A 21,746-nucleotide genomic window follows, 5' to 3' on the forward strand; every position below is an offset into this window, starting at 1 on the left:
CCTTGGCGCGGGGCAGCGATAAACCTCCGCCATGGCCGATTTCTTCGAGGAACTGAGTGACAGGCACGTCGCCATGATTGCGCGGCAGCCGGTCTTCTTCGTCGCCACGGCGGCGGCGGATGCGCGGATCAATCTCAGCCCGAAAGGCTATGACAGTTTCCGCGTCTTGTCGCCCAGGCGCGTGGCTTATCTCGATCTTGGCGGTTCCGGTAATGAAACCAATGCCCATCTCCTGGCCGATGGCCGGATCACCCTGATGTTCTGCAATTTCCAGCAGCCGGCGCAGATTCTGCGCATCTATGGCAGGGGCGAACCGGTGGTGCCGTGGGATCGCGGCTGGGACGATCTGGCCGGGCATTTCACCTTGATGCCGGGTACGCGGCAGATATTCGATATTGCGGTGGAAAGCGTGCAGACCAGTTGCGGCTGGGGCGTTCCGATCATGGAGTTGCAGCAGGAACGCAAGACATTGCTGAAAGCCCATGCCCAGGCAGATCCTGCCGAATGGGCGGGCAAGCACAAGACCCGCCGCACCAGTATTGACGGGCTGCCGGCCCGGGTAACTGACAGGTATATCGCCGGGGATGCGGGGGTGCTTTCTGACTGAAACCGGCCTGACATTCGCCAGCTATAACATCCACAAGGGCGTCGGCACCGATGGCCGGCGCGATCCTGAACGGATTCTCGCGGTTCTGAACGAACTGGATGCCGATATCATCGCCTTGCAGGAGGCCGATCGCCGCTTCGGCCAGCGGGAAGCGGTGCTGCCGCGAACCCTGGTGGAAGAATGGCATTGGCAGGTCGTGCCGCTGGCCATGCGGCCGGGGAGTATGGGCTGGCACGGCAATTCAATCCTCGTGTCGCCTGAAATCGAAGTGCGCGAGGCAGAGCCGATAAATCTGCCTGCGCTTGAACCCCGCGGCGCCGTCTGCGCGCATCTCGAGGCGGCAGGACGCGAATTCTGCGTGGTGGGTATGCATCTGGACCTGTCGGGCCTGTTGCGGCGCAGGCAGATAGAGGAAATCTGCGCCCATGTTCCCGCGCAGGAAAAACCGGCCGTGCTGCTCGGCGATTTCAACGAATGGTCCACGCGCAAGGGCGCCTTTCGCGGTTTCGAAGATCACTGGACGGTCCTGCATCCCGGCCGCAGCTTTCCGAGTCGGCGCCCGCTCGCCGCGCTGGACCGCATCGTGCATTCATCGCACTGGGCCTGTGACGGGGCGGAAGTGCATCACAGCGCCCTTTCCGCGAAGGCGTCTGACCATCTGCCTGTGCGCGCCCGTTTGTCGATCACCGGCTGATTTCTGGCGGGCCCGCGTCATCCTGCCTGTCGCCGCATTGCTGCCGATCCTTGAAAGGATGTTGCTACTGCCGATTGGTTGACGCAATTGACGTGCTTCTTGCTAAGGTAAACGCGCCGGAATTGTGCCGCGGCCAGACCGAGATTTACCGCGGGGCCGAATATTCGACCAATATGCTCCCCAAGGTGAAGCTTGAAATCGCCGCCAGTGACGAACTGGCGCCGCAGATCGTCGAAACCATCCAGCAGAGGGCAGGCACCGACAGTATCGGGGACGGCAAGATCTTCGTTCTCGATCTGGCGTCCGCCACCCGCATCCGCACAGGGGAATCCGGCGAAAACGCGCTCTGAACTGCGCCATCAAACCGAGGGGGTAAGATAATGATCCGCAAATATATTTGTGGGGCTGGCGCGCTGGGAGTTACGGCCTTTGCCGCTGTCCCTGCCTGGGCCGCCGAAGCTGCCGCGCCCGTGGCCAATCCCGGCAATAATGCCTGGATGATGACCGCCACCGTGCTGGTGTTGATGATGATACTGCCGGGGCTGGCGCTGTTCTATGGCGGCCTGACCCGATCGAAGAACATGCTTTCCACCATGACGCAGATCGGTGCCACGGCGGCGCTGGCCATGGTGATCTGGGTGCTGTGGGGCTATTCCACGGCTTTCGGCCCGGAAGGCAATGCCTTCTTCAGCTGGGGCAATCTGTTCCTGGCGCAGACAACGATAGACAGCACGGCTGCGACCTTCAGCGATGAAGTGATCAGCGAATATGTGTTTCTTTCGTTCCAGATGACCTTTGCGGCCATCACGGCTTCGCTTGTGCTTGGCGCAACGGCGGAACGGATGAAATTTTCGGCCACGATGATTTTCGTGATCGTGTGGCTGACCATCGTCTATTTCCCGATCGCCCATATGGTGTGGGCCGGGGGCGGCCTGATTTTCGAATGGGGCGCACTGGATTTCGCCGGCGGCACGGTGGTGCATATCAATGCCGGTGTTTCGGGCCTGGTGCTCGCCTATATGCTGGGCAAGCGCAAAGGCTATCCGTCGGAACCGATGCCGCCGCATTCGCTGACGCTGACCATGGTCGGCACCGGCCTGCTGTGGGTGGGCTGGTTCGGTTCAACGCCGGGTCGGAACTGGAAGCGGACGGCGTGGCCGGGCTGGCCATGATCAACACTTTCGTGGCGACGGCCGCGGGCGCGCTGGCATGGCTGGTGGTGGAAAAGCTGGCAGGCCACAAGCCTTCCTCGCTCGGTTTCTGCTCCGGCATCATCGCCGGCCTGGTGGCGGTGACGCCGGCGGCAGGCAATTCCGGCCCGATGGGCGCCATCGTTCTGGGCATCGTCGCTTCGGTCGTCTGTTATTTCATGGTGGCCAAGATCAAGCCGGCGCTGGGCTATGACGATTCGCTGGATGCTTTCGGCATTCACGGCGTGGGCGGCATCGTCGGTGCCGTGGGGACGGGCATCGTGTATTCGCCCGCGCTCGGCGGACCGGGTGGCGATGATTTCGTGATGGCCACGCAGGTCTGGATCCAGATCAAGGCCGTGCTCGTGGCCATCGTCTGGGCCGGGGTTGGAACGGTGATCGCCGGTTCGATCGCGAAGGTTCTGACCGGCCTGAGAGTGTCGGACAAGGTCGAGACGGAAGGCCTCGACATCGCCGAACATGGCGAACGGGCCTATAACTGACATCATTGGCCGCGCGGGCTCAAACCCGCGCGGCCGATAACAGATACCAATTCCCAGAAGGCCGGGGCTTTGCAGCTCCGGCCTTTTTGCTGTGGCCGGCCGATCGATCCAGAGCAGGAATTGGTGCCCAAGATTTAGGCAGCTGCACAAGATTCAGGCGAGTGCGTGGGCCGATGCGTCCTTAAGATATGGTTAAGGCGCGGTAATGCGCCGAAAAACAACTTTTGGCACGCTTGTTGCGAAACAGACCTCGGCCGGGGTTCGTCCGGTAAGCAAGAGGGGTCAGTGATGAAGTTCATCATCGCCATCATCAAACCATTCAAGCTCGACGAGGTCCGCGAAGCGCTGAGCGCGATCGGAATTGCGGGCATGACCGTCTCCGAGGTCAAGGGCTTCGGCAGGCAAAAGGGGCAAACCGAGATTTATCGCGGGGCCGAATATTCGACCAATATGCTCCCCAAAGTGAAGATCGAGATCGCCGCCAGCGACGCACTGGCGCCGCAAGTGGTCGAAACCATCCAGCAGACCGCCAGCACGGACAGCATCGGGGATGGCAAGATCTTCGTGCTCGATCTCGCTTCAACCACGCGCATCCGCACCGGCGAGTCCGGCGACAACGCGCTTTGATCAGGGGGAAAGCTCAATGAACGCTAAATTGATCAAATGGGGCGCCGCCGGTGTGGCCGCGCTCGCGATCGCAGCGCCGGCATTTGCTGCCGCGCCGGTCGAGGCTGCCCCCGCGGTGGCCGAAATTGCCGAAGTGGTAGAACCCGCGGCCGATGCCGTCAGTGGCGGCACCGCCTATATCCTCAACACCCTGCTGTTTCTTATCGGCGGCTTCCTGGTGATGTGGATGGCGGCTGGCTTCGCCATGCTCGAAGCCGGTCTTGTCCGGTCCAAGAATGTCAGCGTGCAGTGTCTCAAGAATATCGGCCTTTATTCAATTGCCGGCCTGATGTTCTGGGTTGTCGGATACAATGTTGCCTATGGCGTTTCCGAAGGCGGTTTCGTCTCCGGCGTGTGGGCCTGGTATCCGATGCAAGGTGTCGGTGAAGCCGATGTCGAAACGGGTTATTCGGTCGCGTCCGACTGGTTCTTCCAGATGGTCTTCTGTGCCACCACGGCCTCGATCGTTTCGGGCACCATTGCCGAACGCACCAAGATCGTTCCCTTCTTCATCTTCACTGCAGTCCTTACCGGCGTGATCTATCCGATCGTCGTCAGCTGGGAATGGGGCGCCGGCTGGCTCGACGCCATGGGCTTCAGCGACTTTGCCGGTTCCACCCTGGTCCACTCCACCGGCGGCTGGGCTGCCCTGATGGGTGCGGTCATCATCGGTCCGCGTCTTGGCCGCTATGTCGACGGCAAGGTAAACGTGTTCCCGGGTTCGAGCATTCCGCTCGCCACGCTGGGCACGTTCATCCTCTGGCTCGGCTGGTTCGGCTTCAACGGCGCTTCGCAGCTTGCCATGGGCACTGTGGGTGACGTTTCCGACGTTTCGAAGATTTTCGTGAACACCAACATGGCCGCCGCTGCCGGTGTCGTCGTGGCGATCATCTTCACTCAGCTGCGCTACGGCAAGGCGGACACGACCATGGCGCTGAATGGCGCGCTGGCCGGCCTGGTTGCGATCACGGCCGAACCGCTGACACCGAATGTCGGCTGGGCGATCATCATCGGTGGCATCGGCGGTGCCCTTCCGGTGATCTTCGTGCCGATCCTCGACAAGCTGAAGATCGACGACGTTGTTGGCGCGATCCCGGTTCACCTGCTCGCAGGTATCTGGGGCACGCTGGCGGTTCCGATCACCAATGGCGACGTGCCGTTCATGGCCCAGCTTACGGGCGTGGTCGCGGTCGGCGTATTCACCTGCATTTTCAGCGCGATCGTCTGGTTCATCCTGAAGGCGGTCATGGGCCTGCGCCCGAGCGCGGAAGACGAAATGGCGGGCCTCGATCACTCGGAAACGGGCATCGAAGCCTATCCGGAATTCGCCCGGGTTGCCTGAGGCGAATTAAGAGATTGGCGGAGCCGGGATTTCCTCCTCTCCCCCCGGTTCCGCCTCACCATGTTCCTCCTGCGAACGAAACTACAACGGGCCGGAGCTGTTGCTCCGGCCCATTTTTCATGTCTTGCGCAAGTGGCGGATGATGCCGGGTACTACATGCAAATTGTGTGATATTTGTGCAACAAATGACTGGGATTCCTTGGCGAATTCGAGAAAAAATGGCCGTTCCCTGACAGATATACGGAACGATAATCCCTCTCGTTCCTTGCTAATTCGGACAGCGCGGCTGGTTCGCGCCGCCAAGTGAGGACTGTAGGCGAGGCGATCCGGTTGCATGGAAAATGGACCGGAACTAAAAGCTGAGCCGCGCAGGTTCAAAGGGGAATAATTATGAGAAAGATTGCGCTGGGAATGGCAGTTGCCTCTACGGCACTCGCCGCACCCGCAATGGCCAGGGATGGCCAGGGGTATATTGAAGCCGATTTGGGTTTGTCGGTTGCAGAAGACACGAATATTCGTGTCGATGGCACTCCGAATGGCGTGGTTATCGAAAACGACAATGGTTGGGATCTGGCAGGTCTGATAGGCTACGACTTTGGCGTGCTGCGCACGGAAGCCGAAGTTGCCTACAAGGAATACGGTGCCGATTTCCTCAATGCCACCGCAGGCGTGCCCGATGCGGCTGGCGGCCTGACCACCGGCGGTTTCGATCCGGTCAATGGTGAGATGCAGATCGTGACGGCGATGGCCAACGCACTGATCGACATTGGCGGCGAAGACGGCCTCGGCGTATCGTTGGGTGTCGGCGCTGGCCATGCTTGGGTCGATATGGGCCATAGCGTCTATGGCAACACCACCTACCTTACCGGCGATGATCACGACTGGGCTTGGCAGGGCATTGTCGCTGCGCGCTATCCGATCAGTGACGAGATGGAAGTCGGCCTCAAGTATCGCTATCTCAATACCAAGAAGATGGAGATCCTGGACTCCGCCGGCCGGATGAACGAGTTCGAAGTGGCGACCCATTCTGCAATGGTCAGCTTCATTGCGAACTTCGGTGGCAAGGAAGCTGCACCGCCGCCTCCTCCGCCCCCGCCGCCTCCGCCGCCGCCTCCCCCGCCGCCTCCTCCTCCGCCCCCGCCGCCTCCGCCGCCGCAGGCTGTGTGCAACAAGGGGCCCTACATCGTGTTCTTCGACTGGGATAAGTCGGACATCACGCCCGAGGCTGCGACCATTCTCGACAGCGCCGTCACTGCCTATGGCAATTGCGACAGCGTGCCGATCATGCTCGCGGGCTACACCGACCGTTCCGGTACGGTGGAATACAATCTCGGCCTGGCCGCTCGCCGCAATGAAAGCGTGCAGGAATATCTGACTGGCAAGGGCATCCCCGCCGGTTCGATCACCAGCGAAGCTTTCGGCGAAGCCAATCCGCGCGTTCCGACCGCTGACGGCGTTCGCGAACCGCAGAACCGCCGCGTCGAAATCACTTACGGTCCGGGATCGGGCATGTAAGCGACGCCGCTTTCAGGCAAAAAAGGGGCCGGAGGAGAAATCCTCCGGCCCTTTTCTATTCGTCGAGGCTTGTTCGGCGCTCCAACTGGCGGCCGGACTGATGTGCCGTGTTCAACCGCGTGATTTGGCCGCGTAGAAATCCATGGCCGGGCGCACTGGTGCCACGTCGTAACCGGCACGGGCGGTATTTTCAGCGATGGAATCGGGGGACTGGCCAGCCTGGGCCCGGGCCAGGGCCCAAAGCAGGGTCGAGCGCGTGCCCGAGCGGCAATAGGCGAGTACCGGCCCATCCGCATTCGCCAGCGCATCCGCCATCATATCGACCTGCGTTTCGCTGAAACCGGCATGGGTGATCGGGATCGCGATATAGGTCAGCCCGGCTTCTTTCGCGGCGGTTTCGATTGCATTGCCCGGTGTCTGGTCAGCCGATTCATCTTCCGGCCGGTTGTTCACGATCAGCTTGAATCCAAGCTTCGCAGCCTCGGCCACCTGATCCACGCCGATCTGCGGGCTTGCCCAGAAATTGTCGGATAGCTGCCGGAAATCGCTCATCATGCGGCTCCTTTCGCGCGCCGGGCCCGCCGTCCGCGCTTGACTATGTTCAGGATTTCAACCGACACGGAGAAGCCCATCGCAGCGTAGATATAACCTTTGGGGACATGGAAGCCGAAGCCGTCGGCAATCAGCACCAGGCCGATCATGACCAGGAATGCGAGCGCAAGCATGACGAGCGTCGGGTTGTGTTCGATAAATTCGGCCAGCGGGTTCGCAGCCACCAGCATGATGCCGACGGTAATCACCACGGCGGTGACCATGATCGGAATTTCGTTGGTCATGCCGACCGCCGTCAGGATCGAATCGACTGAAAAGACGAGATCGAGCGCTATGATCTGTGCAATCGCGGCACTGAACGCGAGCTGCGCAGGCCCCTTGTTGCGATCCAGCATCTCGCCCGAATCATCATGCGGATCCATGTTGTGATGGATCTCCTTCGTGGCCTTCCACAGCAGGAAAAGTCCGCCGACGAGCAGGATCAGGTCGCGACCGGAAAAAGCTGTTTCGAAAGTAGGTTCGCCATAAGGACCCGGTTCGCCCGAAATGCCGAGATCGAAGAGCGGGGTCTGCAAGGTTACCAGCCAGCCGATCAGCAGCAGCAGGCAGATTCGCATCACCAGTGCCAGAATCAGGCCCACTCGCCTGGCCTTGGCCTGCTGTTCTACTGGCAGTTTGTTCGAGAGAATCGCGATGAATACGAGATTGTCGATGCCAAGCACGACCTCGAGTACGATCAGCGTGAGCAACGCAGCCCAGGCCGCGGGGTCCAAAAATAAGGCCAGAATATCCATCTCCGGGCCTTTTCGCTGAAGTGGAACCGGCAGGCAAGAGCCTTGCAAGCTGCCCCTCATACACAGGCGCCGGCGCCTATTCTTAAATTGTTCGCGTCACCGACCGTATTGAGTTATAACGCCCCTCCAGAAGTGGCGGGCATGTCCATCGCTTCGATCCGGAAGGGCTTCCGTCCCGGTCGCCGGGTGCAAGTTGGGGACGAATTCGAAGTGAAGGTACGTTCGGTTCATGGGTTACGATAAAGGTCGTCGCGGCCGGGGGCGCGACAAGCGGGACAGTTTTGGTGAAGAGGGTTTCGATCCCTTCGCGGATAACGGACCGCCTCGCTTTGGCGGAGATGACTGGCGTGGCGGCGGCGGCGGTTTCGGTGGAGGCGGCGGTGGCCGTTTCGACGATAATCGTGGCGGCGGCTTCGGCGGTGGTCCGCGTGGCGGCGGCGGCGGCGGTGGGTTCGGCGGCGGTGGCCGTGGTGGCCCGCGCGGTGGCGGAATGCCCGCCCAAGTTGTCGGCACCGGCCAGGGCAAGGTAAAATTCTTCAATTCCCAGAAGGGTTTCGGCTTCATCCAGCGTGATGAAGGCGGTGAAGATGTATTCGTCCATATCAGCCAGGTCGAACGCGCCGGACTGGAAGGTCTTGCCGAAGGTCAGGAACTTGCCTTTAACCTGGTCGATCGCGGCGGAAAGATTTCTGCTGCCGACCTGCAGGTTGTCGGTGACGTGATTCCCGTGGAACAGCGCAGTGGCGGTGCTCCTGCTGCTGGCGGCGCAGGCGGCCCGCAGCGTCAGCTCACTGGCGAGAAGGCAACCGGCACGGTCAAGTTCTTCAACAGCATGAAGGGCTTCGGCTTCATTACCCGGGATGATGGCAAGGAAGACGCCTTCGTGCATATCAGCGCGGTGGAACGTTCCGGCCTGCCGGGTATCGATGAAGGCGACCGATTCGAATTCGATCTCGAGGTCGACCGACGAGGCAAGTTCTCCGCGGTCAACCTTGTGCCCGTTCAGGGCTGACACGCGGCGGGTCACTGCCCGCACGGCAAATTTCGGCGATGGTCGGCTCGTTTGACCGGGCATCGCCGACATCATACATGCCAATTCCATAAACGGATGCAGTCGGCGGCTTCCCCAGAGAAGCCGCCATTTGTCGTTGAAGCAAAGCTTGCGTGTTGCAGAGGAAGTCTGAAGCCATGACGATCACCCCGCTGATGCCCGTCTATCCCCGGTGCGGCGTTCGGCCCGTTCGCGGTGAACACTGCCATCTGATTTCCGAAGACGGCACGCGATATCTCGATTTTGCGGCTGGCATCGCGGTGAACCTGCTCGGCCATTCCCATCCCGGCCTGATCGGCGCGATCCAGCGGCAGGCGGAAACGCTGATGCATGTCTCCAACCTCTATGGCAGCCCCCAGGGTGAAAAGCTGGCCCAGCGGTTGGTCGACAATACTTTTGCCGACACTGTCTTCTTCACGAATTCCGGCGCGGAAGCCGTGGAAGCGGCGATCAAGACGGCGCGTGCCTACCACCAGTATCAGGGTAATGAGGATCGCTACGAACTCATCACCTTCAACAATGCCTTTCACGGGCGGACCATGGGTACGATCAGCGCATCGAACCAGGAAAAGATGCACAAGGGCTTCGCGCCCCTTCTGCCCGGCTTCCGCTATGTGGAATTCAACGATCTGGAAGGCGTGAAGGCGGCGATCGGGCCGCACACGGCCGGCTTCCTGGTGGAACCGATCCAGGGCGAAGGCGGCATTCGGGAAGGTTCGGACGAATTCATGCAGGGCCTCCGCGCACTGGCGGACGAACATGATCTGATGCTGGTCCTTGACGAGGTTCAGACAGGCGTTGCCCGCACCGGCACCTTCTTCGCTTATGAACAATACGGGATCGAACCGGATATCATGGCAATCGCCAAGGGGATCGGTGGCGGTTTCCCGCTCGGCGCCTGCCTGGCGACGGAAAAGGCGGCGCGGGGCATGACCTTCGGAACGCATGGATCGACCTATGGCGGCAATCCCTTGGGCATGGCCGCTGGAGAGGCGGTTCTGGATGTGGTTCTGGAGCCCGAATTCCTTGAAGAGGTGCGCGCCAAGGGCGAACGGATCCGTGCCCGGCTTGAACAGTTCATTGGGAACTATCCCGAGCTTTTTGAGAGCGTGCGCGGCCGGGGCCTGATGCTCGGTCTGCGGATGAAGGTCGAACCGCGGCCCTTCATGCAGCATCTGCGCGACAATCATCACTTGCTGACGGTGGCTGCGGGTGACCAGACGCTGCGCTTGTTGCCGCCGCTGGTGATCGGTGATGCGGAGATAGACGAATTCTTCGAAAAGCTTTCCGCCGGGGCGTCTGACTATAAAGCGCCGGAGGCGGCGTGATGGCTCATCGCAACTTCCTCGACCTCTCCGATGCGGGCGGCAATGCGATTGCCGCGATGATCAACGATGCGCAGGACCGCAAGGCCGCCCGGGCGAACTGGCCCAAGGGCCGCCCCGATGCGGACAAGCCGCTGGAAGGCCGCGTGCTCGGCATGGTGTTCGAAAAGAATTCCACCCGCACACGTGTCAGCTTCGACATGGCGATGCGCCAATTGGGCGGCAGCGCGCTGATCCTCGATTCAGGAACCAGCCAGTTGGGGCGCGGGGAAAGCGTGGCCGATACGGCCCGCGTGCTCAGCCGCATGGTCGATGCGATCATGGTCCGGACCGACGATCACGCCAAGATCGAGGAAATGGCGCGCCATGCAACGGTTCCGGTGATCAACGGCCTGACCGATAGATCTCATCCCTGCCAGATCGTGGCCGACCTGCTGACCATCGTCGAACAGGGCAAGTCGCTGCCGGGCCTTGAAGTTGCCTGGCTTGGCGATGGAAATAACGTGCTGCATTCCATTCTGGAGGCAGCCGCCCTGATGAAATTCAATGTTCGCGTCGGCATCCCGAAGGGTTACGAGCCGGAAACGGAATTCGTGGAAATGGCCCGTGCTGCGGGTTCGGTGGTGACGCTGACGCATGATGCGGCCGAAGCGGCCAGCGGGGCCGATATCGTGGTGACCGATACCTGGGTTTCCATGGGGCAGGCCCATGCCGATGAAAAGCTGGCCGCCATGGAACCCTTCCGCGTGGACCAGGCCCTGATGGCCAAGGCCAAGCCGGATGCCCGCTTCCTCCATTGTCTGCCCGCCCATATCGGGGACGAGGTGAGCGAGGAAGTCTTCGAAGGCTCGCAATCGGTTGTGTTCGACGAAGCCGAAAACCGCATTCATGGCCAGAAATCGGTCCTGCTCTGGTGTTTTGGCCTGCTTCCCGAATGAAGCGGGCTTAATTTCGGCACGTTCGCCCCCCATATTGCGGCCATGACCGAAAATATGGAATCCAAGCAGGCCGGCTTCGACCGGATCCTGGGCTTCAGCATCCCTGAACACGATGCCCGCGGACGCATAGTGCGGCTCGGGCCCGTTCTCGACGAGATACTGGGCGCGCATGACTATCCGCCAGCGCTGAAGAATCTTCTTTCGGAGGCGCTGGTTCTCTGCGCCCTGATGGGCGGTTTGCTGAAGCGTGAAAGCAGCCAGCTGACCATGCAGGCCCAGACCAAGGGCGGCGTGGTGGAATTGCTTGTCTGCGATTTTCGCGACGGGGAGCTGCGCGGCTATCTCAAGCACGATCAGGAGCGGTTCGACCAGCTGGGGGCCGATACTTCGCTGGAAACGCTTTTTGGCGAGGGTTATCTGGCGATCACGTTCGACATTGCCGAACTGGGCGAGCGATATCAGGGCATTGTACCGCTGGAAGGCGATTCACTGACGAGCGCGGTCGAACATTATTTCGAACGGAGCGAACAGGTGCCGACCCTGTTCCGCACTGCCGTGCGCGGTGGCCCGAGCGGCTATGTTGCCGGCGGTATGCTGGTCCAGCACATGGCCGATGGTGAAGAGGGTGGCGAGCGGCTGCAGGCGCGCGCCGACCACCCGGAATGGGAACATGTCAGCATCATGGCCGGCTCCATCCGGGATGATGAGCTTGTCGACCAGAACCTGCAGCCTGAAGAAATTGTCTGGCGCCTGTTCCACGAAGAAAGCCAGGTCCGGGTTGTCCAGGGGGCGCAGCTATCGCGGGGTTGCCGGTGTTCGACTGTTCACTTCGAACAGGTTCTGGCTCGCTTTCCCAAGGAAGACCGGCGGGACATGCAGGACGAGAATGGTATCATCCTCGTTGATTGCGCTTTCTGCTCTCGCGAATTTCCGATCCAGGATTAAACAATTCGTCGCACCTATAGTGCAATTGGTCGTTCATCTTCGACATGGTAACGACAGGTTTCACCGCATTGGAGGAAGTTTGGCGAATGCAGGGGCTATTGCGATCCAAGGCTGGATGGCGCGCCGTGGCCGGAATGGCCGCGGCGCTATTTGCCGCATGGCCAATTGCCGCGCAGGCGCCGGAACTTGCCATGCTGGATAGCCTGAAGAAGGGGGGCTGGCTGCTGCGGATTCGCGATGACGGCTCTCAGCGGAAGATCTGCCTGCGCACCGGGCGTGAACTGATCCAGCTTCGCCACCGGCAGCCCGGATGCAGCGACTTCATCGTAAAGGACGGGGCGAGCGAAGTGGTGGTGCAATATACTTGCCGCGGCAATGGTTATGGCCGGACCTCGATCCGCCGCGAAGACAATGAACTGGTACAGGTGAATACTCAGGGCATCTATAATGGCGTGCCGTTTGCCTTCGGGGGCGAAGCGCGTTTCCACGGCCCCTGTTAATGGGCTTGCCGCCGCGCTTGCACCTGCCTAGCCCCGGCACATGTCCGATCATACCAAGACCGAAACCCGCAGGAATGCGGTGGTTCTCCTTTCCGGCGGCCTCGATTCGATGGTTGCCGGTGGCATCGCGCGCGAACAGGGCTTTGCGATCAACGCCCTCACGATCGACTATAATCAGCGCCATCGCTGCGAGATCGAAGCGGCCAAGACCATTGCGAAGGAACTGGGCGCCGTTCGCCATGTGATCCTGCCGCTGGATCTCCGCCAGTTTGGCGGGTCCGCCCTGACAGATGATATCGCGGTGCCGAAAACCGGCCTGACGGATGATATACCCGTCACATATGTTCCCGCCCGCAATCTGATCTTCCTGTCGCTGACGCTGGGTTGGGCAGAGCCGATTGGCGCGCATGACATTTTCATCGGTGTGAATGCGCTGGATTATTCCGGCTATCCCGATTGCCGGCCGGAGTTCATCGCCAGCTTCACCGACACCGCGACACTGGCCACCAAAGAGGGCGCGCAGGGGCATAGTTTCACGATCCAAACCCCGCTGCAATTCTGGGGCAAGGCGCGTATCGCGCAGGAATGCCAGCGTCTGGGGCTTGATCCGGCGATGAGCTGGTCCTGCTATGACCCGACGCCGGAGGGCATGGCCTGCGGGCTTTGCGACAGTTGCCGGCTACGCAGGAAGGGCATGGAAGAAGCGGGTGTCGTTGACCGCACCGAATATGCCGCAACACCGGCTGACTGACAGTGGAAGGCGCGCCGGAAACGGGGGCGCGGGGGCAGGATAAAGTCCCTGCTTATAGCTGGTATGCGCTTGGCGTTCTCAGCCTCGTCTATCTGGTCAATTTCGTTGACCGCCAGATTCTTTCCATCCTGGCCAATGACATAAAGGCCGATCTGGGTCTGGACGATGCCCAGCTCGGCTTTCTCTATGGCACGGCCTTCGCCATCTTTTACGCGCTGTTCGGCATACCCTTGGGGCGTCTGGCCGATGGCTGGAACCGGACGCGGTTATTGGCAATCGGATTGGGCCTGTGGTCCTGCATGACCGCGCTTTCCGGTTTTGCGAGAAACGGGGCTACGCTCGCCCTCGCGCGGATCGGTGTGGGCGTGGGGGAAGCGACGGCCAGCCCGTGCGCCTATTCGCTGATTGCCGACTGGTTCCCCCAGCGCCTGCGCGCGACCGCGCTGGCGATCTATTCTGCGGGCCTGTTTCTGGGCAGCGGCCTGTCTCTGGTGCTTGGCGGGCTGATCGTGGAAAGCTGGAATGCGGCCTATCCGGAAGGCGGCCCGCTCGGCCTCGTCGGCTGGCAGGCGGCCTTTCTGGCAGTGGGCCTGCCCGGCCTGGTTCTTGCGGTCTGGGTCTTGTCTCTGCGCGAGCCGGTGCGCGGCGCGATCGACGGCCTGGTCAGCGGCGGAAATCCACGCGCCTGGCGGGATTTCGCGGGGCAGGTGCTCCGTATCGTCCCACCATTCACGCTGATTGGCGCGGCTCGGCAGGGCGTGAAACCATTGCTGATGAACCTGTTTGCGGCGGCCTTCCTGGCCGTGCTGGCCTTGGGCATCGGGCGGGCGAGCGGCAATATGGCGCAATTCTCCTTCGTCGCCGTCGGAATATATGCCGTATTCAGCTGGGCGCAGGCGCTAAGGGTGGATGATCTGCCCACATATCGCCTCACCTGGGGTACACCGGCCTTCATCGCCATCGTACTGGCTTATGGCGCGGAATCCTTTGTCGGATACACGGTGACCTATTGGGCCGCGCCTTATGCGGAACGCGTTTTCGCCTTCGACAAGGCCGATCTGGGCTGGATGCTGGGCGGCCCCGCGGCGCTTGGCGGCTTTCTCGGCGTGATTGGCGGGGGCTGGCTGGCAGACCGGTTGCAGATGCGGTTGGCAAGCGGAAGATTGCTGGTCGTGGCCGTCGCCTTCCTGCTGATGGTGCCGATCGTACTGCTCGGTTACACCACTGCCGATGCCGTCACCTTCCTGGTCTGCGCATTCCTGATCCAGATAGTGACTTCGGCGACGCTGGGAGCCTCCGCCGCGGCCAGCCAGGCACTGGTTCTGCCGCATATGCGCGGCACCGCCACGGCAATCTTCTTTCTTGGCAGCACGCTGATCGGCCTGGCGTTCGGGCCGTTTACGGCTGGCTTCGTTTCGGAAGCGAGCGGCAGCCTGGCCGTGGGCGTCATGGCAACATTGGCGATCGTGCCGTTCGGCCTGCTGATGCTGTGGATCGCGATGCGATACGGGCCGGCGAGTGAAAGCACGCGCATGGACCGGGCGGCAGCGGCGCGACCGGCCGTTATTCCGGCATGAAAACGCCGCATGCAATACGGCTGCCAGCCGCGCCCGAAGGATCGGTTGCGTAGTCATCCGCCAATTGATGAACGACCACCGCCGTACCATCCAGATCGAATATCTGCGGTAACAATTCTGCGCGCAGGCCTTCCAGTGTCGCACTCATCGTGCCGGCGCCGGCTGCGTTCAGCGTCACATTCGGCAGGTCACCAAGATGCGCGCCTGCCGGATTTTCGAAGCCGTGCTGCCTGCCGCCGGGATTGAGATGCGCGCCGGCTGAAGCGAAATCGGGCGCGTCGCAGGCGCCGATGGTGTGAAGATGGACGGCGTGCCTTCCCTGCGGGAGGCCGGTTATCGCAACCGAGATATTCACCACCGACCCGCGTGAAAGAAGGCGCGCTGTGCCCACCCGGGTTCCATCCGTGCCGATCAGGACGGCGTGGCCCAGTCGTTCGCTCGGCTGTTCGTCCATGGTCTTGCAGCCGGACAGGGCGGCGGCCAGTGACAGGGCGAGGAGTGCGGATCTTTTCATGGCGAAGGCTCCTGATCTCGGGGCTCCCTTAGCAGGAAAGCCGCCCCTGTCCTCCCGAAGCTCAGCTTTGCGGTAGAATTCCTGCGCTGACCAGCGCATTGATCAGGCCGTTGATCGCGATGCGCGCCTCTTCATCGATCACGCTGCCGCCTGCCGGCTGCGCGGGCGGGTCGGCCTGATGCCAGCCATCCAGATAGCGCAGGTCCCGGCCCGCGGATCGGTCGAATAATCGCATTCCGTCACGCGGGGCGGTGAAAATCCATCCGTCGGCCTGGAAACATGCCAGCATGCCCGCCTGTCCTGCCCAATCACCAGTGGGCGAAGCGCCTACCAGCCAGCATTCGCCAGCAGCAGGATCGGCGGGCGGATCGTCGGCTTCCCCTTCGATAACGGGGTGGAGCAGCGTATCGATCAGGGCATGGGCTTCATTGACGAAGAATTCCTTCTGAGCCTGCCCGGAAAAAAGCAGGGGGAGTTGATAGCGGGGCGAAGCCGTAGTGAAACTGATGGGATCGGGCATGATATTGCTCTCTTTTTTCGTCAATCTATCTGTGTCAGCAAAAGCGGGTCGGAGGCGGAGAAACTGCCGATCTGGCGAACCCATAGTGGGGCGCCGGAATGGTCGGCCTGCAATGTGGCCCATGTCGCTGCGGACAGCTCCAGGCGGGGATGAGCGAGATCCCAGACGAGGCTGGGCGCATCCGGGTTGCCCACGCCTGCGCGATAGGCTTCTGTCTGTTCGGCCAGCGGTGGCTCGACAAGATCGGGCCAGTCCCAGGCCCCGCGTGCGCGACGGGCCCAGCTGAAAACCATGTCCCCATTCTGGCCGCTCCGCGCCCGGGGGTGGACCGGACAAAGTGGTCGCAGGGTGAGGCCGGGATTCATGGTTGGCGCCAGAACCGGTTCTGTATCCGGCCCAGGGCGGCGATGGTTGGCGCGGCAGACGCGCTCAGCGCAGCAGGGTCGAGCGCAATGGGCCGATCATCGAGCAGGATGAACGATGTGCCGGCGGGATGGCCCTGCATTGCCAAAGCCTCCGTCCCGCCGCGACCGCGCAGCAGGCCCCGCAGTTCCCATATGTTTCCGCCTAGCGGAGTGGCTCGGGCGAATTGCACTATTTCCCCGCCGACCAATGCGCGGTTGGCGCCATTGGCGATCATGGTGGCGGTTGCATCGTCCAGGGCGAAATCGCTTGCGATGAGTTCCACGATCATCCGGCCGGTTTGGCCAAGGCGCATGGCTGGTGCAGCGGCCAGCGTTTCGGCAAGGGTGCCCATGATGGCGCGGCGGGTGCCACTCGCCCCGATCGGTTCCAGTTCCGTACCCAGCAATTCGTATAAGGCAGCGCCGCGCCAGCCTGGGCCCGTTGATGAAATTGCCGCATGGATCTGCCGCGTCTGGCCTGTGGCGGGCAATTCGAAAACGGTGAGAACCGTGGGCGTTATGTCCAGATCGGCTGGCGGGAGATTCTGCCCTGGGTCCGTGACTTGCGCAGCGTCCAGCCGATCGGGCGGCAGGCGATGAAGTTCAAGTTCCACGAAACCTTCCCGCCATTCCCAGCTGTCTATCTGCCAGATCCCGGCGCGACCGGGTGCGATGACCGCCATGCCCGGTGCCAGGGCCGGGTCCAGTTCTGCCATGCGCCAGGAAAGTTTCTCGCCCGCCCAGCTTGCGCGTTCCGCAGCGGATGCCGCCAGCCTGCGTGCGTCGCTTGCCTGGAATGCGCCGGGAAATTCGATTGTCCGGCTGCGCCCCGGCCGCGCCCGGCCGCCGGCAAATTGCATTCCCGCCTGAAAGTCGCGGTCCGGATCGTAATAGCGCATGGCTTCGGGAATCGGGCGCGCGTCCGGTCGCCGCCGACTGGTTCTGCCCGATGTTGCGCCAAAGCCTTCCCCGCTGGCGTCAGCCACCGCTGCGGGCAGGACTTCCGGTTCATCCGCCAGGATATCGCCAGCGCGCAGGGTGACCTTCCCATCCTCCACCGTGCAGGAGATCGGATAGAGTTCATCCAGCGCAGCCAGCGTGGAAGCCAGCGGACCGCCTTCGTCGCTGAATCCGGCCATGCCGGGCAAATCCCGCGCTGCAACGGCCGTTTCACCGACCGGCTCCAGCATGGAGCGAAGCGAGACATCGCCATGATCGGACAGAATTTCGAAGGTCAGCGCTGGAATGCGATTGCCGAAATCGGCCAGCTGGAGCGATTCGAACACGCAATAGGCGGTGCCGCGAAATGCGGGGCAGCTATCCCCCAGATCTGATGCGAGCAGTGGATCCGGCATCTGGTCGCCATGGCCATGATGGATCCGCAGTTCTCCGCCGGTCTTGAGATCGCCAGCCGCGCCGCGCAGCAGATTGCCGTCGGCCCAGATCCGCCCGATCCCGAGAATGGGCCGACTGGAAAGAGCGACGGCGAAGGATGCGGAATAGCTGTAGGTGGTGACTGAGGGGCGAGATTTGCCGCCGCCGCTACGTTCGCTGCTTTCGATCAGATCGGTGGCCCAGATGATCGTTCCGGGGGCGCGCATGGTCCCATAATGGCGGGGAATAGGGGTGCCGTAGCTGGACGTGGTGACCGAAAGTTCTTTCAGCCGGGGGCCTTCCCGATGGCCGGAAGAGCCGAAGATCGCATGGTCGATCCGGTTGCCGAGCAGGGAGCCAAGCGCACCCCCCAGCGGCCCGCCAATCGCTGTGCCGATCGCGGTAAAGACAAGACTAGCCATTATGGTTATCCGTTTTCGGTGAGGCGCCATTGGCGCAGGATTGGCCAGGGCAGTGGAGAAGACGTCTGAACTACGCGGCGCAGCCCGGCGTGAGCGTGAATGAAGCCGCCCTTGCTGTCGGCGATGAGAAGATGGAACTGTGCCGGGCCCGGAGAAGAAAGCAGCACATCCCCCGGTGCGATTGCATCATCTGTTTCCGCCAGCCCTGCCATCGTGGCGAGTGGCAGGAACTGAAGGAAAGAGGGCTGTTTTAACCGGCGTATCGGCAGGGTCGGCGCTTCCCGACCGATGCTGGACAAAGCTGCCGCGACAAGGCCGAAACAATCCAGTCCGGTCAGCACATGCCGGCCGCCGGGCCGGAATGGCGTGCCAACCAATGCTTCCGCCGCACGTGCCAGTGCGATTGATTGCGCTGTCACGATCCGGCCCTGGGATAGCGGGCAATCAGATCATTGCCGGGTAGATGTGGTTCGCCCTGAAAATTAACCGAATTGGCAAAGCGTGCATGGCAGGTCGCCAATGTGTGGTCGCAGCCCTGGTGTAATAACGCTCTGGCGCCGACGTGCAGGGAAGGATCCAGTGGCTTGTCGACTACCAGCCCTTCCTCATCCGCCCGAAAAACCTGCATGGTCAATCCGCAATGCGGCCCATCCAGCCAGCGGATACTCCCGCCCAGCATATGCGCGGGTGGCGGACCGTCTTCGAAGTGCAATCGGCTTTCTCCAGCGTCCATGCTGGTCAACCGGGCTTCCCGGGTGAAGCGTACGGAACTGAGGGAGCAGCCGGGACCGCAAAAGGCAGCGCGGCAGGTCGGCGCCGTACGCGGCACGAGATCCAGTTCCAGTTCTGCCTTCGCCGATCGCAGTTCTGCCTGGAAACTCCCATCCTCTTCCGAAATCTCGCCAATCTCGCCGCGATGAAGTGTTGCGCGCTGCAGGTCTTCCCAATCCACCAGCCCGATTTCCACCACTGCCCCATCGAACCGGCCGGCGTGGAGATCGGTGGCGGAAATTGAATCATGGCTCAGGGCGCCGCTCACTTCAGCACTGTCGAGTTCGAGATCGGCAGTGCGCCTGATGGCGGATGGCAACATGCCCGGCGCCGCGCGGTGCAGAATGCCGTCGAAACGCAAATCCCGGTCATGGCTTGTGAAACCGAGCGTGACGCCATCCCGGCGCAGCACACGCCACCATGTCGCCACGCCTTCCAGTTCGTGGTGGAAGAACACCCTGTTCATACGGCCTCGCGTATTTCGATCAGCGGAACAGAGGGTGCTTCACCCGCGGCGAAGGCGGCGCCGGTAATATCCAGCCGGTCCTGTTCGAATCGAACGGGTACGTCGAACAGGAAACCGGCGCGGATCTCTGCCCCGGCGGATGGGGCAGTGCCGAACCTGATCCGGCCGCCCGATTCGAGCTGCCAATCGCCATGCGCAATTCCGTCCACGCTGATCAGGATCGTGTCCGCGCGCGGCCGGGTGATCGGTCGCATCTGCGCATCTTCCCCTTCGCCATAATGTTTGATGAGCTGGAAAGTGGCGGTCAGTCCATCGCCCCGGCCAAGCCATTGGTCGGACATGGTGGGTGTCCCGTTCATCCCGTGGGAGCTGCAATCGAAAGGATCGGCCAGCCGGAAACCCCGCGCCGCACCGCGCCGCGCACGGAAGAACGCGATCAGCGTGCCGAGTTCCGCTTCGGACCGGATGCCCGGCCCGACATCGAAATGGAGCCGCGCGTCCGACCAATGGCTGTTGCGCCTTTCATGGCCCGATGCAGTAACGGCGATAGAGGTGGAAAATTCCGGGCTGACACCGGCATCGCGGCCAAGCGCGAGCGGGTAGAGAACATCGTCGAAAGCTTGCAAGCAATCCTCCTGCACGAAGGGTAGGCGGGTATATCCGTCACGGCAGACCTGGGGCAGCGCCCAGACGAACAGCCGTTGCACATTGCGGCGGCGCGCTTCTTCGAAGGCGCCGTCGATCAGGGGCCAGAAGCTGTCGGCATCACCGGCGGACAGCACGAAACCGGAAAGATAATCCTGCCTCTCTGCCGGATAGGCCAATCGCTGCTGCACCAGATCATAGGCGCCGCGTCGCAGTGCATCGGCGCCTGCGGTCAGCCAGTCATAATCCTCCAGCTGCAATCGTTCGAAAGCGGGCCAGGCCCAGCCGAGGGGCAGATTGGCGCGGCGCAATTCGGGCATTGCAGGGTCCAGTATGGTCGGGGTGAAGACCAGCAAATGAACCTGCGGATCGCCAACGGCGTTGTCCCGTACGACTTGCGCGATTTCCGCCGTCGATTGCGCCAGCAGCACGCCTGCATTGTCGAGCAGATCGCGCTGCGCCTGACCGAGCGGGGCACGAATATCGGCGATCTCCACCGGGTTTCCGCCCAGCGCGGCGCGCGCGGCATCGTCATAGAGGCAGATGCGGCCGTCCGGCATCACCCACCACCATGGTTCGCCGATCTGGAACAGCGCCGGCAGGCCCGCTTCGCCAAGCAGGGAAGTGAACCTGGCGGCCACAGCCTTGAGCCAGCCCATTGCCTGCATATTGGCCGGGGAGAGCAGGGCGGATGGCGGATCCCACCCGGTCCGCGCCGGTTCCCCGTCATGGCTGCGTTGCTGCCAGTCATCGGGGCAATGCCGGGCGAACAATTCATAGGAAAGCGAACAGATCACATCGATCCCGGCATCCTTGGCCAGGGCCAGGAAATTCCGATGCCAGTTTTCTGCCGGGGTGCAGAATGTTCCGTCCGGCGCGGCCAGCAGGTCTGTGCCCACCCGTTCCAGCCGGAAGAAATGGCTCATGCCGACATAGTGCAGCACGCTGTCGCGATAGCCGAGCCAGCGCAACTGGCGCAGCAGGCGGGCAGGTGTCTGGTTGTAGCAATCGTCATAGGCGGTCGCCATGCGCACATCATGCGGGGGCAGCAGCGCATCGCCGATGGCAAGCATCGGCCGCTCGCCCTCGCAGGAGATCGCGCTAAGTTCCAACCAGCCATTTGCCCGTTCGGGCAGCAGGCCGGTGTCATCCGGGGTAAAGCCCGGCGGAACCAGCGAAATGAACATCCGGTCGATATCGCCTGGATGCACCGGATCGTCGCCCTCGGCCTCCCATCCGCCGGACAGGTGGGAAAAGGGCAGGACAATCTCTGCATCCTCGGGCGTGCCGGTGGCATAATCCCACAGCCGCACGAACCAGCTGCGTGCATTGCCTGCCGCGTCGCGCCCTTCCGCTGTCAGGGTTGGCCCGTTCACCGCGTCCAGCGGGAGGACGCCGGAAGATTGCCAGCGGAAACGCAATATCGTCCGCGAATAGTCGCGATCCGTGTCATAGGCGTGGAGAGGATGATCGATCCTGTCCACGCTGTCCCAGATCAGCCCGGCCAGTGCATCGCGATGATGGAATTCCAGATCCACGCGCAGCGAATCCGGGCCTGTCGTCACCACGGACCCCATTTGCGGGCGCGGGAAATCCACGGTCCAGAAACGCGGGTCGAAACGCTGGATATGGTCGCTTTGCTGCCCGTCACGTTTGCGGGCGAGCCAGAATGCCATGTCT

21 protein-coding genes and 2 pseudogenes are annotated in these 21,746 nt (G+C 62.1%); 14 read left to right on the forward strand and 9 right to left on the reverse strand.

Annotated features, from left to right (window positions below; genetic code table 11):
* Window positions 1–31 precede the first annotated feature (31 nt).
* From WYH_RS11940 to WYH_RS11970, 7 genes and pseudogenes are all read left to right on the forward strand, one after another.
* Window positions 32–607, forward strand: a complete 576-nt coding sequence (locus tag WYH_RS11940; protein WP_046904006.1) for a pyridoxamine 5'-phosphate oxidase family protein — start codon at window positions 32–34, stop codon at window positions 605–607.
* Window positions 585–1,301 carry an endonuclease/exonuclease/phosphatase family protein gene (locus WYH_RS11945; protein ID WP_046904007.1) on the forward strand — a complete coding sequence of 239 codons (717 nt, stop codon included), beginning with the start codon at window positions 585–587 and terminating at the stop codon, window positions 1,299–1,301. The genes WYH_RS11940 and WYH_RS11945 overlap by 23 nt, the downstream gene beginning before the upstream one ends.
* Window positions 1,302–1,429: 128 nt before the next feature.
* Window positions 1,430–1,651: pseudogene (locus WYH_RS17075) on the forward strand (P-II family nitrogen regulator); the annotation flags it as partial.
* A gap of 30 nt (window positions 1,652–1,681) precedes the next feature.
* Window positions 1,682–2,994: pseudogene (locus WYH_RS11955) on the forward strand (ammonium transporter).
* A gap of 288 nt (window positions 2,995–3,282) precedes the next feature.
* Entirely contained in the window at window positions 3,283–3,621 is a 339-nt protein-coding gene (locus tag WYH_RS11960; RefSeq protein ID WP_046904009.1) for a P-II family nitrogen regulator, read from the forward strand.
* 16 nt (window positions 3,622–3,637) lie between these two features.
* A complete protein-coding gene (locus tag WYH_RS11965) occupies window positions 3,638–5,002 on the forward strand; it encodes an ammonium transporter family protein (RefSeq protein WP_046904010.1) in 1,365 nt (454 codons plus the stop codon).
* Between the two features lie 390 nt (window positions 5,003–5,392).
* Window positions 5,393–6,517 (forward strand): OmpA family protein, encoded by a 1,125-nt coding sequence (locus WYH_RS11970; RefSeq protein WP_046904011.1) that lies wholly within the window; start codon window positions 5,393–5,395, stop codon window positions 6,515–6,517.
* Between the two features lie 111 nt (window positions 6,518–6,628).
* Here the strand turns inward: WYH_RS11970 and WYH_RS11975 are convergent, their stop codons facing one another.
* Both WYH_RS11975 and WYH_RS11980 read right to left on the reverse strand, forming a co-directional pair.
* Window positions 6,629–7,069, reverse strand: a complete 441-nt coding sequence (locus WYH_RS11975; RefSeq protein WP_046904012.1) for a protein tyrosine phosphatase family protein — start codon at window positions 7,067–7,069, stop codon at window positions 6,629–6,631.
* The gene (locus WYH_RS11980) at window positions 7,069–7,863 is read right to left on the reverse strand and encodes a TerC family protein (protein ID WP_046904013.1); all 795 of its coding nucleotides are present in this window, start codon (window positions 7,861–7,863) and stop codon (window positions 7,069–7,071) included. Before WYH_RS11980 ends, WYH_RS11975 begins: the two co-directional genes overlap by 1 nt.
* A 229-nt stretch (window positions 7,864–8,092) precedes the next feature.
* Here WYH_RS11980 and WYH_RS17305 point away from each other — a divergent pair, with 229 nt between their 5' ends.
* The 7 genes from WYH_RS17305 to WYH_RS12015 all read left to right on the forward strand — a co-directional run bounded on the left by WYH_RS17305 (window position 8,093) and on the right by WYH_RS12015 (window position 14,950).
* A complete protein-coding gene (locus WYH_RS17305; protein WP_046904014.1) occupies window positions 8,093–8,875 on the forward strand; it encodes a cold-shock protein in 783 nt (260 codons plus the stop codon).
* A 176-nt stretch (window positions 8,876–9,051) separates the two neighbouring features.
* On the forward strand, window positions 9,052–10,242 hold the full coding sequence (locus WYH_RS11990; protein WP_046904015.1) for an aspartate aminotransferase family protein: 1,191 nt from the start codon (window positions 9,052–9,054) through the stop codon (window positions 10,240–10,242).
* The gene (argF, locus tag WYH_RS11995; protein ID WP_046904016.1) at window positions 10,242–11,177 is read left to right on the forward strand and encodes an ornithine carbamoyltransferase; all 936 of its coding nucleotides are present in this window, start codon (window positions 10,242–10,244) and stop codon (window positions 11,175–11,177) included. Before WYH_RS11990 ends, argF begins: the two co-directional genes overlap by 1 nt.
* Window positions 11,178–11,231: 54 nt before the next feature.
* Window positions 11,232–12,122 (forward strand): Hsp33 family molecular chaperone HslO, encoded by an 891-nt coding sequence (hslO, locus tag WYH_RS12000; RefSeq protein WP_244877915.1) that lies wholly within the window; start codon window positions 11,232–11,234, stop codon window positions 12,120–12,122.
* A gap of 86 nt (window positions 12,123–12,208) precedes the next feature.
* Complete coding sequence (locus tag WYH_RS12005) at window positions 12,209–12,622, forward strand: hypothetical protein (protein ID WP_046904018.1); 414 nt, start codon at window positions 12,209–12,211, stop codon at window positions 12,620–12,622.
* A gap of 40 nt (window positions 12,623–12,662) precedes the next feature.
* Window positions 12,663–13,373, forward strand: a complete 711-nt coding sequence (gene queC / locus WYH_RS12010) for a 7-cyano-7-deazaguanine synthase QueC (RefSeq protein WP_046904019.1) — start codon at window positions 12,663–12,665, stop codon at window positions 13,371–13,373.
* A 2-nt stretch (window positions 13,374–13,375) separates the two neighbouring features.
* Window positions 13,376–14,950, forward strand: coding sequence for a spinster family MFS transporter (locus tag WYH_RS12015; RefSeq protein WP_046904020.1), 1,575 nt, complete (start codon window positions 13,376–13,378; stop codon window positions 14,948–14,950).
* Here WYH_RS12015 and WYH_RS12020 read toward each other — a convergent pair.
* The 7 genes from WYH_RS12020 to WYH_RS12050 form a co-directional block, all read right to left on the reverse strand.
* Window positions 14,937–15,464 (reverse strand): superoxide dismutase family protein, encoded by a 528-nt coding sequence (locus WYH_RS12020; RefSeq protein WP_046904021.1) that lies wholly within the window; start codon window positions 15,462–15,464, stop codon window positions 14,937–14,939. The genes WYH_RS12015 and WYH_RS12020 overlap by 14 nt on opposite strands.
* Window positions 15,465–15,525: 61 nt before the next feature.
* Window positions 15,526–15,984, reverse strand: coding sequence for a DUF2793 domain-containing protein (locus WYH_RS12025; protein WP_046905136.1), 459 nt, complete (start codon window positions 15,982–15,984; stop codon window positions 15,526–15,528).
* Between the two features lie 20 nt (window positions 15,985–16,004).
* A complete protein-coding gene (locus WYH_RS12030; RefSeq protein WP_053833562.1) occupies window positions 16,005–16,277 on the reverse strand; it encodes a hypothetical protein in 273 nt (90 codons plus the stop codon).
* Between the two features lie 68 nt (window positions 16,278–16,345).
* On the reverse strand, window positions 16,346–18,184 hold the full coding sequence (locus WYH_RS12035) for a phage tail protein (RefSeq protein WP_053833563.1): 1,839 nt from the start codon (window positions 18,182–18,184) through the stop codon (window positions 16,346–16,348).
* Window positions 18,185–18,189: 5 nt separating this feature from the next.
* Complete coding sequence (locus tag WYH_RS12040) at window positions 18,190–18,603, reverse strand: NlpC/P60 family protein (protein ID WP_046904022.1); 414 nt, start codon at window positions 18,601–18,603, stop codon at window positions 18,190–18,192.
* The gene (locus WYH_RS12045) at window positions 18,600–19,421 is read right to left on the reverse strand and encodes a DUF2163 domain-containing protein (RefSeq protein WP_046904023.1); all 822 of its coding nucleotides are present in this window, start codon (window positions 19,419–19,421) and stop codon (window positions 18,600–18,602) included. The genes WYH_RS12040 and WYH_RS12045 overlap by 4 nt, the downstream gene beginning before the upstream one ends.
* Window positions 19,418–21,742 carry a DUF2460 domain-containing protein gene (locus WYH_RS12050; protein ID WP_046904024.1) on the reverse strand — a complete coding sequence of 775 codons (2,325 nt, stop codon included), beginning with the start codon at window positions 21,740–21,742 and terminating at the stop codon, window positions 19,418–19,420. Before WYH_RS12050 ends, WYH_RS12045 begins: the two co-directional genes overlap by 4 nt.
* Window positions 21,743–21,746 lie beyond the last annotated feature (4 nt).

It is taken from the genome of Croceibacterium atlanticum (assembly GCF_001008165.2).
Lineage (GTDB): Bacteria > Pseudomonadota > Alphaproteobacteria > Sphingomonadales > Sphingomonadaceae > Croceibacterium_C > Croceibacterium_C atlanticum.